At 71.1% G+C, this 12,759-nt stretch carries 13 protein-coding genes; 11 read left to right on the top strand and 2 right to left on the bottom strand.

The annotated features are described in order from the left end of the window. The first annotated feature begins 7 nt into the window (after positions 1-7). Positions 8-943 (top strand): ribokinase, encoded by a 936-nt coding sequence (locus ABZX79_RS19815; RefSeq protein WP_355258918.1) that lies wholly within the window; start codon positions 8-10, stop codon positions 941-943. Further along, complete coding sequence (rbsD, locus tag ABZX79_RS19810; protein WP_355258915.1) at positions 940-1,332, top strand: D-ribose pyranase; 393 nt, start codon at positions 940-942, stop codon at positions 1,330-1,332. Before ABZX79_RS19815 ends, rbsD begins: the two co-directional genes overlap by 4 nt. Positions 1,333-1,441: 109 nt before the next feature. On the opposite strand, the gene ABZX79_RS19805 is transcribed toward rbsD, so the two are convergent. Next, positions 1,442-1,951: a CHRD domain-containing protein gene (locus tag ABZX79_RS19805; RefSeq protein ID WP_355258912.1), complete on the bottom strand. Its 510-nt coding sequence runs from the start codon at positions 1,949-1,951 to the stop codon at positions 1,442-1,444. A 139-nt stretch (positions 1,952-2,090) separates the two neighbouring features. Further along, positions 2,091-2,981, bottom strand: a complete 891-nt coding sequence (locus ABZX79_RS19800) for a S1 family peptidase (RefSeq protein WP_355258909.1) — start codon at positions 2,979-2,981, stop codon at positions 2,091-2,093. Positions 2,982-3,164: 183 nt separating this feature from the next. Between ABZX79_RS19800 and ABZX79_RS19795 the strand changes: the two genes are divergently transcribed. The 9 genes from ABZX79_RS19795 (at position 3,165) to ABZX79_RS19755 (ending at position 12,622) form a co-directional block, all read left to right on the top strand. Next, complete coding sequence (locus tag ABZX79_RS19795; protein WP_355258906.1) at positions 3,165-3,356, top strand: hypothetical protein; 192 nt, start codon at positions 3,165-3,167, stop codon at positions 3,354-3,356. Then, positions 3,350-3,520, top strand: coding sequence for a hypothetical protein (locus ABZX79_RS19790; RefSeq protein WP_355258903.1), 171 nt, complete (start codon positions 3,350-3,352; stop codon positions 3,518-3,520). Before ABZX79_RS19795 ends, ABZX79_RS19790 begins: the two co-directional genes overlap by 7 nt. Before the next feature lie 83 nt (positions 3,521-3,603). Then, positions 3,604-5,859 (top strand): glycosyl hydrolase, encoded by a 2,256-nt coding sequence (locus tag ABZX79_RS19785; protein WP_355258900.1) that lies wholly within the window; start codon positions 3,604-3,606, stop codon positions 5,857-5,859. A gap of 149 nt (positions 5,860-6,008) precedes the next feature. Next, the gene (locus ABZX79_RS19780; protein ID WP_355258897.1) at positions 6,009-6,791 is read left to right on the top strand and encodes an SAM-dependent methyltransferase; all 783 of its coding nucleotides are present in this window, start codon (positions 6,009-6,011) and stop codon (positions 6,789-6,791) included. A 233-nt stretch (positions 6,792-7,024) separates the two neighbouring features. Next, a complete protein-coding gene (locus tag ABZX79_RS19775) occupies positions 7,025-7,561 on the top strand; it encodes a hypothetical protein (RefSeq protein WP_355258894.1) in 537 nt (178 codons plus the stop codon). Further along, entirely contained in the window at positions 7,558-8,058 is a 501-nt protein-coding gene (locus ABZX79_RS19770) for a hypothetical protein (protein ID WP_355258891.1), read from the top strand. Before ABZX79_RS19775 ends, ABZX79_RS19770 begins: the two co-directional genes overlap by 4 nt. Positions 8,059-8,129: 71 nt before the next feature. Further along, positions 8,130-9,035, top strand: coding sequence for a LysR family transcriptional regulator (locus ABZX79_RS19765; RefSeq protein ID WP_355258888.1), 906 nt, complete (start codon positions 8,130-8,132; stop codon positions 9,033-9,035). Positions 9,036-9,122: 87 nt separating this feature from the next. After that, positions 9,123-9,764 (top strand): cysteine dioxygenase family protein, encoded by a 642-nt coding sequence (locus ABZX79_RS19760; RefSeq protein WP_355258885.1) that lies wholly within the window; start codon positions 9,123-9,125, stop codon positions 9,762-9,764. Positions 9,765-9,994: 230 nt separating this feature from the next. Next, on the top strand, positions 9,995-12,622 hold the full coding sequence (locus ABZX79_RS19755; protein ID WP_355258882.1) for an AAA family ATPase: 2,628 nt from the start codon (positions 9,995-9,997) through the stop codon (positions 12,620-12,622). Positions 12,623-12,759: the final 137 nt, after the last annotated feature.

Genomic DNA, 12,759 nt, shown 5'->3' with positions numbered 1-12,759 from the left:
GACAGGTATGTACGACTACGACCTGCTGGTCGTAGGGTCGGCCAACGCCGACCTGGTGATCGGCGTCGAGCGCCGCCCCGCGCCCGGCGAGACCGTGCTCGGCTCCGACCTGGCCGTCCACCCCGGCGGCAAGGGCGCCAACCAAGCCGTCGCGGCCGCCCGCCTCGGCGCCAGAACCGCTCTGCTGGCCCGCGTCGGCGACGACGCCCACGGGCGGCTGCTGCTGGAATCGCAGCGCGAGGCCGGTGTGGACACCGGTGGCGTGCGGGTCGGCGGGGCGCCCACCGGGGTCGCCCTGATCACCGTGGACCCCTCGGGCGACAACAGCATCGTCGTCTCGCCCGGGGCCAATTCCCGGCTGACCCCCGAGGACGTCCGCGACGCCGGTGCCCTCTTCGCCGGTGCCCGGGTCGTCTCGGCGCAGCTGGAGATCCCGCTGAAGACAGTGGCCGAGGTGGTACGTACGCGGGCGGCCGGGAGCCGGTTCGTACTGAACCCGTCGCCGCCCGCGCCGCTGCCCGCCGAAGTGCTCGCCGCGTGCGATCCGCTGGTCGTCAACGAGCACGAGGCCAGGTACGTCCTGGGACTGGGTGCCGGACCGGGTGACGGACTGGGTGACACGGCGGGCCCGGCCCCCGAGGACTGGGCGCGCGGGCTCCTCGCCCTCGGGCCGCTCTCGGTGGTGGTCACGCTGGGCGCGGAGGGCGCGCTGGTCGCCGACGGGCGTACGGGCGCCGCCGTACGGGTCCTGAGCCCTCGCGTCGACGCGGTGGACACAACCGGCGCGGGTGACGCCTTCACCGCGGCCCTGGCCTGGCGGCTCAGCCTGGGCGAGGACCTGGCTACGGCTGCCGCCTATGCGGTACGCGTGGGCGCCGCCGCTGTCACGAAGGAAGGCGCGCAGGCTTCCTTCCCGACCGCCGCGGAGGTCTCGGCGCTGTGAAGAAGGCCGGAATCCTGAACCGTCGTCTGGCGGGGGCGCTGGCCGAGCTGGGCCATGGCGACGGGGTCCTCGTCTGCGATGCGGGCATGCCGATTCCGGCGGTCGGGCCGCAGGTCGTGGACCTGGCCTTCCGGGCCGGAATACCGTCCTTCGCCGACGTACTCGAAGGGCTGCTGGCCGAGCTGGTGATCGAGGGCGCGACGGCGGCGCACGAGGTGCGGGAGGCGAACCCGGCGGCGGCCGCGCTGCTGGAGGAGTGCCTTCCGGGGCTTGATCTGGTGCCGCACGACGAGCTCAAGGCGTTGTCGGCGGGGGCCCGGCTGGTGGTACGGACGGGGGAGGCGCGGCCGTACGCGAACGTACTGCTGCGCTGCGGGGTCTTCTTCTGACGGGCGTTCGTGTTGCGGCTGCCGCCGCATCCGCATCGTCCCACATCGTCCTCAATCGCCGGACGGGCTTGATACAGCCCGTCCGGCGACGAGAGGACCAGCCGACGCCCTACTGGCGGCGCAGCTGCCCGCGGATGGCGCCGTCGGGGTAGGGGTTGTTGTGGACGTTCGCGTAGAACTTCCCCGGCTTGCAGGCGATCTGCTTCAGTTCGCGGTACGTCAGGACCTTCTCCGCGTTGGCGGTCGTCTGGTGCGGCTTCGCCTTGATGCAGCCCTTCGCCGACCCGTACGTCGGAGTCTTGAGAGTGACGACCACGGGCCCGGCCACACCGCGCTTGCCGGCGTGGATGTGCGCCGCGGTCGGCTGCGAGATCTTGCGTACGTTCAGCGAGTAGCAGAGGGTGCCGTGCTTGATCTGGTACCAGAACTCGCCGCTGCCGTCCGGGTCGCCCGGGCCGGGAACTTCCTGGCGGCCGGTGAGGTCGGCCCGGCCGTGGGCGACCCGGTCGCCGCCGTGGTTGTCGGGGTCCGCACTGGCGGCGGCGGCCGGAACGGCCAGAGTGGCGAGGGCGGCCGCGCAGGAAACGGCCGAGACCATCAGGGTGGTCGGAACACGCATGGACGTCTCATCTCTGTGTTGGGCGATCGGAGCGGCGCGGAGCCCGGTGGCTCGCTCGGAGGTCCGACTGCAGGTTCAACACAAGGACACCCATGCCCATCCCTCAACATTTGTGCGGCTGGATGGGTGCGGACCAGGCTCAGAAGAGAGAGACCCTGTACTTCGCGAGGGCTTCCGGCACCGGCTGGTAGAACGTCGTACCGCCGACCGAGCAGTTGCCGCTCCCGCCCGACGTGATGCCGAGCGCCTTCGTACCGTCGTAGAGCGCGCCGCCGGAGTCGCCCGGCTCCGCGCACACGTTGGTCTGGATCATGCCGCGGACCGTCCCGCCACCGCTGTAGTGGACGGTGACGTTGAGCGCGGTGACCGTACCGCTCTTCGTGCCGGTGGTGGAGCCGCTGCGTTTGACCGGCTCGCCGACATACGCGTTGGCGGCGGTGAAGCCGCCGGGGTGGCTGAGCGAGGTGTTGTCGTAGCGGACCAGCGCGTAGTCGTTGCCCGGGAAGCTGGAGCCGACGGTCGGACCGATCAGCGTGGTCTGGGCGGAGTTGGCGTACCAGGTCTTCACCACGTTGCCGCAGTGGCCGGCGGTCAGGAAGTAGTGGGTGCTGCCGCTGACGACGTTGAAGCCGAGCGAACAGCGGTAGCCGCTCCCGTAGATGGCGTCGCCCGGGCCGAGGAGCGGGGTGAACTTCCCTGCCGTACGCTCGATCCGCAGCGCGGCGGCGTCGGCTCCCGCCGCCTTCCTGATCTTCGCCAGGCCGGCGGCGGACACGGTGCTGTCGGCCGTCACGACGACCTGGCCGTTCGCCCGGTCAACGTGCCATGCCGTGCCGCCGACGTCGGCGTTGAGCACGGCCGCGTCGACCTCGGAGAGCCGGCTCTCGCTGAAGTGCTGTGGGGTGGCTGGGCCGGCTGCCTGGGCGGTCGGCACCATGAGCGCGGTGGCGGCCAGCAGGCCGGCGGCGACGGCGGCGAGCGTGGTTCGTCTCGCTGTGCCGGAGCGGGAAGTGGTGCGCGTGATCCTCACTGGTCTCCTCCTCGGAGCGTCGGGGCCCGGTGGGTGGTGGGCCCTGTGAGGCGCGATCAGGAAAATGGCACAGTCTGGATGTCGTGTTCCTGACAGGCGCTGGGGTGAGTATGCGGAGGCGGCCCGGTCCGCACAAGACCACCGGCCGTCCGCAGTGCTCACGCCCGCCACAAAGGACGCGTCATGACCAGACGGTTCTTCCTCAGCCGGCGCGGCAGCTTCTACCTGGCCGGTGTCGGCGAGTCCGGCCGGCCGTACATCCAGCACCGCGGCGGCCCGCCCGGCTTCCTCGAAATCCTTGACGACCGTCCGCGCCTCGGCTTCGCCGACGTACGGGGCAACCGGACCCGGCCAAGGTCGAACGGGCGGTGCTGATCCACGTCGATGCCTTCGACTGGAACGGCCCCCGGCGCATCCCGCACTTGTTCTCCCGCGAGGCGGGGGAGGCGTCCATCGGCTCACTTCGCGACTGGATCACCGCACTGGATGAGGAGAACGCGGCCCTGCGGGCCGGATCGAGTCCCCTCGCCCATGGCTGAAGTCAACTACTGGTGCTGTATGGGCAATTGGTGAGAGGTTGCGCCTCGTTACGTGCCGTCGAAGTCGCGTAAGGAGTGTGCTCATGCTCAGAACCAGCCGCCGGAGAGTCGGCCGAACAGCACAGTGGGCAGTCGTCGGGGTGGCTCTGGTCGCGGCCGGACTTCTGGCCCCGGGCTCGCAGTCCGCCGGAGCGGCCACGGCTGCCGAGGGCGTTTCCGACGTACTGCGCGGTCCTGCCGCCCCGGCCGAGTACAGCTACCTGCAGAAGAAGATTCCGGGACAAGCGCTGCCCCGCCACGCGTACGACTCCGCCGCTGACCAGGCCGCCGAGTTACCCCGTACGCCCGGCAGGTGGAAGTCCCTCGGCCCCACCAACATCGGCGGACGCATCGTCGATCTCGCCCTCGACCCGCACGACGGCGACACCGTCTACGCGGCCGCCGCCAGCGGCGGGCTGTGGCGTTCGACGAACGCCGGGCGCACCTTCGCCCCTGCCTGGCCGCAGGACCAGACCCAGGCGATGGGCGCCGTCACCACCTCCTCCGACGGGACGCTCTACGCGGGGACCGGCGAGCCCAACCCGGGCGGCGGCAGCCTCACGTACGAAGGCACGGGCGTCTACCGCTCGACCGACGACGGCGCGAGCTGGAAGTCCGTCGGCCTGCGTGATTCCGGTACGGTCGGCGCGCTGCGCACCGACCCCCGGGACCCGGACCGCGTCTTCGCGGCCGCCGCCGGTTCGCTCTACGTCCCGGGCGGTGACCGGGGCGTATATCTGTCGGAGAATGCGGGCAAGTCGTGGCGGCACGTGCTGGACGTACCGAATGAATTCACCGGCGCCGTCGACGTGCAGATCGATCCCTCCAACCCCGACCGGGTGTACGCCGTCCTGTGGGACCGGCGGCGCGAGCCGGACAAGCGCACGTACGGCGGCACGGGTTCCGGTGTCTTCCGCTCCGACGACGGAGGCTCCACGTGGCGGCGGCTCGGCGGCGGACTGCCCGCCTCCGGCCCCGACGTAGGGCGTATAGGACTCGGTGTCGCGGCGTCCGAACGGGGTCGGCTGTACGCGCTGGTGGGCGACGCGAAGGGCGGCTTCGCCGGGTTCTTCACGTCGGCCGACGCGGGGGAAAGCTGGACCAGGCTGCCCGACGACAGCGAACTCGCCCAGTCGCAGGGCGGGTTCTCGTGGTGGTTCGGGAAGGTCTGGGTCGACCCGGACGACTCACGCCATGTACACGCGGCCGGGGTCGCCCTGATGACGTCCAAGGACGGCGGCGCGAACTGGACCGGCGAGAGCAACGCCGTACACGTCGACCAACACGCCATGGTCTGGGACCCGAGCCGCCCCTCACGCGTCTACCTCGGCAATGACGGCGGCGTCTACCGCTCGGAGGCCGACGGCGACCGGGGCTGGACGAAGGCGACGTACATGCCGTGGACGCAGCTCTACAGCGTCGCCACCACCCCGCAGGACACCGGCCGGATATCGGGCGGCGCGCAGGACAACGGCTCGCTGCGGTCCTGGGGCGGTACCGGCTTCAACGAGTATCTGGGCGGCGACGGACTCCAGAACCTCATCAACCCGGCCGACCGCGACAACGTCTACGCCTGTTACCAGTACGGAAATTGCGCCCGCTCGGTCAATGGCGGCAACGCCATGACGTACTTCACGGCCGCGACGACGTCGGACCGGCGCAACTGGTTCACCCCGCTCCAGTTCGACCCGGTGAACCCGCGCGTCATGTACTACGGCGGCAACCGCCTGAACCGCTCCACCGACGGCGGTCTGACCTGGCAGCCCATCAGCCCCGACCTCACCGGCGGGCCGAGCCGCGACAACTACCCGTACGGCACCCTCACCACCGTCGCCGCCGCCCGCGACGGCCGCACCATATGGGCGGGTACGGACGACGGCCGCGTCTGGGTCACCCGCGACCTCGGCGCCAACTGGGTGAAGGTCCTCGAAGGGCAGCCCTGGGTGACGCGGGTCGCCGTCGACCCGAAGGATCCCGGCACGGCGTACGTCTCCCTGTCCGGGTACCGCGCGGGCGAGGCGCAGCCACATCTGCTGCGTACGACCGACGGCGGCGCGAGCTGGACCGATCTCTCCGGCAACCTTCCGCAGGCCCCGGTGAACGACGTGGTCCTGGCCGGCGGCGGCAAGCTCTACGCGGCCACGGACCAGGGCGTCTTCACCAACGGCTCCCGCGGCTGGCGGCGGCTCGGCGGCGGCATGCCACTGGTCCCGGTGGACGACCTCGAGTACGACGCCGTGAACCACCGTCTGGTGGCGGCCACCTTCGGCCGCGGCTTCTACGAGTTCCGTACGCCGTAGTCGTCATAGCCACCCGCTCCGGCTGGAGGGTGCCCCGTATTCAAATTCCTGGCCCACGAAGGGAGTTGCGGGGCACCCTCCGTCGCATCTCATCAGGGGGCGGGGTTAGGTTGGGGCTGACCGAATGGTGTCCTGCAGGAGGCAATTACATGGCTGAGATTGACACGGGGAAGCCGCACTCTGCCCGTTTCTGGAACTACTTCGTGGGTGGAAAAGACAACTACGAGGTGGACCGGCAGATCGGGGACGAGATCAAGGAGATCTTTCCCGGCCTTGTCGATGTGGCCCTGACCAGCCGCCACTTCCTCGGCCGCGCGGTGCGCAGCCTCGTCGCCGAGCAGGGCATCCGACAGTTCCTCGACATAGGTACGGGCCTGCCGACCGCCGACAACACGCACGAGGTCGCCCAGCGGGCCGCGCCCGAATCCCGGATCGTGTACGTCGACAACGACCCGCTGGTGCTCACCCACGCGCGCGCCCTGCTGGTCAGTACGCCGGAAGGCGCCACCGACTACCTGGACGCGAACCTGTACGAGCCCGACGCCGTACTGGCGGGCGCGGCGCGCACGCTCGACTTCGACCGGCCCGTGGGGCTCATGCTCCTCAACGTGCTCGGGCATGTCGCCGACTACGAGGAGGCCCGGGCGCTGGTGTCCCGCTTCGTCGATGCCCTGCCGTCGGGCAGCTACTTGGTGATCAGCGACTGCACGGCCACCAGCGAGGGCATGATCGCCGCTTCGAAGGCTTACAACGCCAGTGGCGCGGTCCCGTACTACGTGCGCAGCGTCGAGGAGGTCGCCGGGTACTTCGACGGGCTGGAGTTCCTGGACCCCGGGTTCGTACAGGTCACGCAGTGGCGACCGGAACAGGGTGACGCAGTGGGCTCGGGCGTTTCGGTCGACGCCTACGCCGGGGTGGCGCGCAAGCCATAGCCGGGCCGGCCCGACCCTGCGCGGAACGGGGCTTCGTCCCGTTCCGCGTTCCTCCCCGGGTTGTCATGCGCACGTACTGTGTTCCGCGTCGCTGTCTGGGGATCCAGGGAACGGGCCGTCGAACTGGCCGGAGGTAAGACGATCGTCGTACATGCGGGGAAGGAGCGCACCTTTGACGCGCGCGTGACCGATCCCGGGAGCCGGCCCGCAGCCCGAGTGTCCAGCCGCGCGATGTGACCGACGCGCAGGGCCACACGTACGAGAAGCCGTGCCTGTACGGCGTGTCCTTCACCGCTCGCGACGACGACGGCGCCGCCGCGTCCCACCGCGTGCCGGTGAGCGTTCAGGGGGAACGCACATGTGTCGCTCCTGGCCGACGTCTGGTACGTCAATACCTGACCGGCGATCTGACGGGACTCGGGAAGGAACGACTCACCTGCTACCTGAAGACCGTGCGGCACGCCAGTGCGGTCTTCTCCGAGACCGTCGACGTGTCCACGCGGGAGAAGGCGGCGGACACGCTCTTCCTCGCCCTGCTCGACCCGGAGCGTGCCTTCGACCGTCAACTGCTGGCTGCCTGGCTGAACTTCGCGAACGGGTCCTTCGGGCCGGGCGAGAAGGTCGACACTGATGGTGACCTGAAGGCGGACACGCCGTTCCTGGAGGCGGTCCAGCACGCTGAGAAGGTACGGCTCGACCCGGATACGACACGGAAGGAACTCGCCGCGCAGGCGAAGATTTTGACGTGCGTCAACGTCCCGCTCGTGTGACACGAATTCTGACGCGGGTACGCCCGTTCCGCGCGGCTGCCGTCACCCTGAGCCTGGGGGTGGCGGCGGCCGCGTGCACGGACCCGCCCGGGCCGTCCGGCGGTAACAGCACCACGACCGCCACACCTGCCCCAACCACCGCGACCGCCCGTCCCTCGCCCTCCAGGACGACCGAACTGCCGTCGCCGTCGCATTCCAAGCCGTCGCCAGCGCCGTCCGCCTCGTCGCTCGTCCTCACCGAGGACGACAGCGGCCGCACGGTGACCCTCAGCAGCGGCGTAACGGCGCGCCTCCGGCTCGACGGTCGCCGGCGCTGGACGCCTCCCGCCGTGGAAGGCGACGGTGCCGCCGTCGTGCTCGTACCGGTCGACTACGAAACCGACCCGGGCTTTCGTGAATGGGAGGTCCGGGCTCTCCGCCCGGGCAACGCCCTGATCCGCACCACCGGACACCCGGGCCCCAGCCGCATACGCATCACCGTCCACGTCACCGACTGAGTCGATTCGGTCATCCATCACGGCCGAAGAAGTGATGTTCGTACGTCCTAAATTCTGCTTATGTTCCAAGGGTGTTCGATACGCGGCACATCAAGACATTCCATGAAGTGGTCAGGACCGGCTCCTACTCCGCGGCCGCCCGCGCGCTCGGATACACGCAGCCCGCGATCACCCAGCAGATGAAGGCGCTCGAACGCGACGTCGGTACGCCCTTGTTCACCCGCTTCGGGCGCGGCCTGCGGCTGACCGAAGCCGGGGAGGCGCTGTCGCGGCACGCGACCGTCATCCTGGAAGACATGTCCGCCGCGCGGCAGCAGATGAGCTCCCTCACCCGGCTGCGCGCCGGGCGCGTGCGCGTCTGCGCCTTCCCCAGCGCCAACGCCACCCTCGTCCCCGAGGCCATGGCCCGGCTGGCCGCCGGCCACCCGGGGATCGGCGTGGAACTCCTGGAGGAGGAGCCGCCCGAGTCGCTGCGGCGCCTCGTGAGCGGTGAATGCGACATTACGCTCGCCTTCACCTATCCGGGGCTGCACGAAGACGTACCGGACGAGGTGATGGAAGTACCGCTGATGGAGGACCAGTTGATGGTCCTGCTGCCGACCGGTCACCCGCTCGCGCGGCGCCGCGCCGTGCGGCTGGCCGACCTCGCGGACGAGCGCTGGATCGCGGGCTGCCGGCGCTGCCGCGTCCACTTCCTGCACGAGTGCGCCGAACAGGGCTTCGCCCCCGACATCGCCTTCACCACCGACGACAACCTTGTGGTGCAGAGCCTCGTCGCGGAAGGGCTCGGCGTCGCCATGATGCCGGGCCTGGTCCTCAACTTCCTCCGCCACCCGAAAGTGGCGGGGCGTGCGTTGCAGCCGCCGTCCCGGCGGCAGATTTCGGCGTACGTCCTGCGCGAGCACCTGCGGATTCCGGCCACGGCGCTGGTGCTCGGAGAGCTGAAGACGATCGCGGCGAACAAGATCGGCTGCTGACAGCGCCCCCGACTCATAAGCGGAGCTTGACCGATGCCGCACAAACCCTCCTTGGACGTCGCGGCGGGGCGGCCCGAGGCTGCGGGTATGACCACTTCGGCTTCTTCGACCGCAGAGACCGCAGAGACCGCAGCGACCGCCGTGACTGCAACGACGGCAGCCACGGCGACAGCCACGGCGGGACGTACGACGACTCGGCTCGCCGTCCTGATCTCCGAAATCCGCGAGGCCGTCGGCCTCGGCCTGCCGCCCGACCCGACGGCGTACCTCGTCGGCGAGCGGCTCGCGCGGCACCTCGGCGCCGACGACCTGCTCACCGCGGGGCAGCGCGCGAGCGATCCGGAGCGCTACCGCCAGCATCTGCTGCACGCGGAGCGCGACGGAAGCTTCTCGGTCGTCGCACTCGTCTGGCTGCCCGGCCAGCGGACCCCGGTGCACGACCATGTGGCGTGGTGCACGACCGGGGTCCACGCGGGCGCCGAACAGGAGCGGCGCTACCGGCTCGTCCCGTCCTGCGACGGCACCGCGGCACGGTTGGTCGCCACGGCCGACATCGTCAACCCGCAGGGGACGGTGTGCGGGTTCGCGCCGCCCGGTGACATCCACCGGGTGTGGAACGCGGGCACGGACGTGGCGATTTCCCTGCACGTGTACGGCGCGGACCTGTCACGCCTGGGCACGAGCGTCCGCCGCGTGTACGAGGCGGGGGATGAGCCGCAACCCCATTGACCGTTCCACGGAGTCGCCATCGCCGTCGGGGTGGTCTTTCTGCGCCGGTTGTATACGACCCCGACCGCCCGCGACCCTACCGGAGGCCCAGAATCCGGAAGCTGGGCCGACCAGTGTCGGAGCGCCGGGTAACGGTCGTTCACTCGTACCGGACCAAAGTGCGCGGATAGATTCCACCCGCCGCGCTGCCCGGCTACGCTCGAGATCCGCCACGGTTTTGGGGAGGGATGATGGTGTCCGGCCCGGAGCACCCGGTCACCGTCCCGCTGCTGGAACGCGAGACGGAACTCGCCGCCGCCGCGCACGCCGTCGAAGCGCTCTGCGCTGACGTGCCCGCCGGTGGAGTTCTGGTTTTCAGCGGCGAGGCCGGCCTGGGCAAGACAGCGCTGCTGTCCGAGATTCGGCGACTCGCCGAGGGACGGTGCGCGGTGTGGTCCGCGCGAGGTGGCGAGACCGTCACCTCCGTCCCCTTCCACGTCGTACGGCAACTCCTGCAGCCCGCGATCGCGCTGCCCGGCGCGGTGGACGCCAGGGAGCTGCTCGGCGACGGGTACGAGATCATCGGCCCCGCGCTCGGCCTGGCGCCGCCCGACGGCCGGGCCGACCCCCAGGGCGTCCGTGACGGCCTGGACACCCTGCTTCTGCGCCTGGCAGCCGCACACCGGCCGCTGGTCCTGATCGTCGACGACGCGCACTGGTCCGACCTGGAGACGCTCGGCTGGCTGGCGTCGTTCGTCCAGCGCGACGACCTTCCCGTGCTCGTCGTCATCGCGTACCGCACCGAGGAACCCACCGGCGACACCGCGGAGTTCATCCGCGCGATGGAAGCCACCGCCCGGCAGTGCGTCTCCCTGCGGGCGCTCACCCCCGACGCCGTGGCGAACCTCGCACGGGCCGCCCTCGGCGAGCACGCGGACGATCCCTTCTGCCGCGAGGTGTGGGCCGTCACCGGCGGCAACCTTTACGAGACCGTGGAGCTCGTCGCCAAGGTGTGCGACGAACGTCTGGACCCCGTCGAGGGTTCCGCGGGCGTCCTGCGCGCCCTCGGCGCGTCCGCGCGCGGCACCGGCCTGATCGCCCGGCTCGAAGAACTGGGCACCGCCACCACCAGGTTCGCCTGGGCGGCCGCCATTCTCGGCACGGAGATCTCGCTGGACCTGGCCGCATCGCTCGCCGGGCTGGGCCGCGCCCAGGCCGGCGACTGCGCCGAACGGTTGCGCGCCGCCCGCATCCTCGCGGGCATGGACCCGATGGAGTTCGTCCACCCGCTCATCGCGGGCGCCGTCTACCGCGCCATTCCGCCGGCCACCCGCACCGCCATGCACGGCCAGGCCGCCTGGGCCGTCACGCAGGCGGGCAGGGGTGCGGCGGCCGCCGCCAGGCACCTCCTCGAAGTCCACCCGGACGACGACCCGGAGCTGGTCGCCCAGCTGCGCGAGGCCGCCTCCGAGCACCTCGCCGTCGGTGCTCCGGACGCCGCCAGGCGCTGTCTGGAGCGCGCCGTCCAGGAGCCTCCGCTGCCCGAAGTGCATGCCTCGGTGCTGTACGAACTGGGCTGCGCCACCCTCCTGACCTCGCCCGCCACCACGGTGGGCCACCTGAGGGCCGCACTCGGCATGCCGGGCCTGGACGCCACTCAGCGTGTGGACGCGGTCTTCCGGCTGTCCCAGGCACTCACCCACAACAACCAGACACGGGAAGCGGCGCAGGTCGTGGCCGCCGAGGTGGCCAGGACCGCCCCCGGCCCCGACCGGATGCGGCTCCAGGCCGTGCACTTCCTGTGGGAGGGCGTCCAGGCGGCTGAGGACGACGGGCCCGGCCGCTCCCGGCGCCTCGCCGCGATGACCGACGGCCTCCAGGGCCGCGACAACTCCGAACGTGTGCTCCTCATACTCAGGGCTTTCGACGCAACCGCACGCGGGGAGAACGCCGAGGAGATCGTGCAGATCTCCGACCGCGCCCTGGTGGACGGCAGGCTCGCGGCCGGCCTCGGCTGGACCAACACCGCCTGGGGCTTCGAGCCGCCGGCGCTGCTCGGCCTCACGTACGCCTTCGCCGACCGGCTCGACCGGGCCGAGAGCCTCTTCGACGAGGCACTGCGCGCCTTCGAGATCTCCGGCTGGAGCGGCGGCCATCTCGCCTTCGCCCACGCCCTCGTCGGCTACTTGCAGCGCAGGCGCGGCAGACTCGCCCAGGCCGAGATGTACCTGCGCGAGAGCCTGCGCCTCGCCGAGCGCGTCGGGAACGGCCTGCCGATGCACTGGGACGCCGCCTGCATGCTCATCGACACGCTGCTCGCACGGGGCAGGGTCGAGGCCGCCCAGGAGGCGGCCGACCGCCACGCCTTCGCGCCGCCGTACCCGTCGTCGATCGTCATTCCCGACGCGCAGTGCGTACGCGGCAGGCTGCTGCTCGCTCAGGGGCGCACCAAGGAAGCCGTCGTCGAACTCGAAGCGGCCGGAGAGGCGTTGACCGCGCGGGGTCGGCACAACGGTGTCATGGCCCCCTGGGCGAGCGATCTTGCCCTGGCGGTGGCCGCCGACGACCCCGGCCGCGCCGCGGCCCTCGCCGCCTATGTGCGGGACCGCGCGGAACGCTTCGGCACGGATACCGCCATCGGGGAATCACTGCGCTGTGCGGCTGCCCTGGAGGAGGGCGAAAGGGCGGTGGAGCTGCTGGCCAAGGCGGTCGCGTTCCTCGAGGGATCCCCTTGTGTGTACGAGCACGCCCTGGCGCGTGTCGAGTACGGCATCGCAGCGCGGTCCGAAGGGGAGCTGACCCGTGGCCTGGCCCTCGCCGAGCAGTGCAGCGCCGACGGACTGGTGAAGCGTGCCCGGGAGGCGCTGCGTTCGCTCTGAGGAACGGCTGAAGGGGGGAGGGTCTGGGTCGTGATCACGGGGGGGGGCCCCCCCCCCGGGGGGGGGGGGGGGGGCCGCGGGGGGGGGGGGGGGGGCGCGGGGGGGGGGGCGGAAGGAGGGGGGGGGCGCGGGGGGCA

The organism is Streptomyces sp. NPDC002994, from assembly GCF_040611155.1.
Lineage (GTDB): Bacteria > Actinomycetota > Actinomycetes > Streptomycetales > Streptomycetaceae > Streptomyces.
Note: the sequence above shows the minus strand (reverse complement) of the source record. Positions and strands in the feature narration are given on the sequence as shown.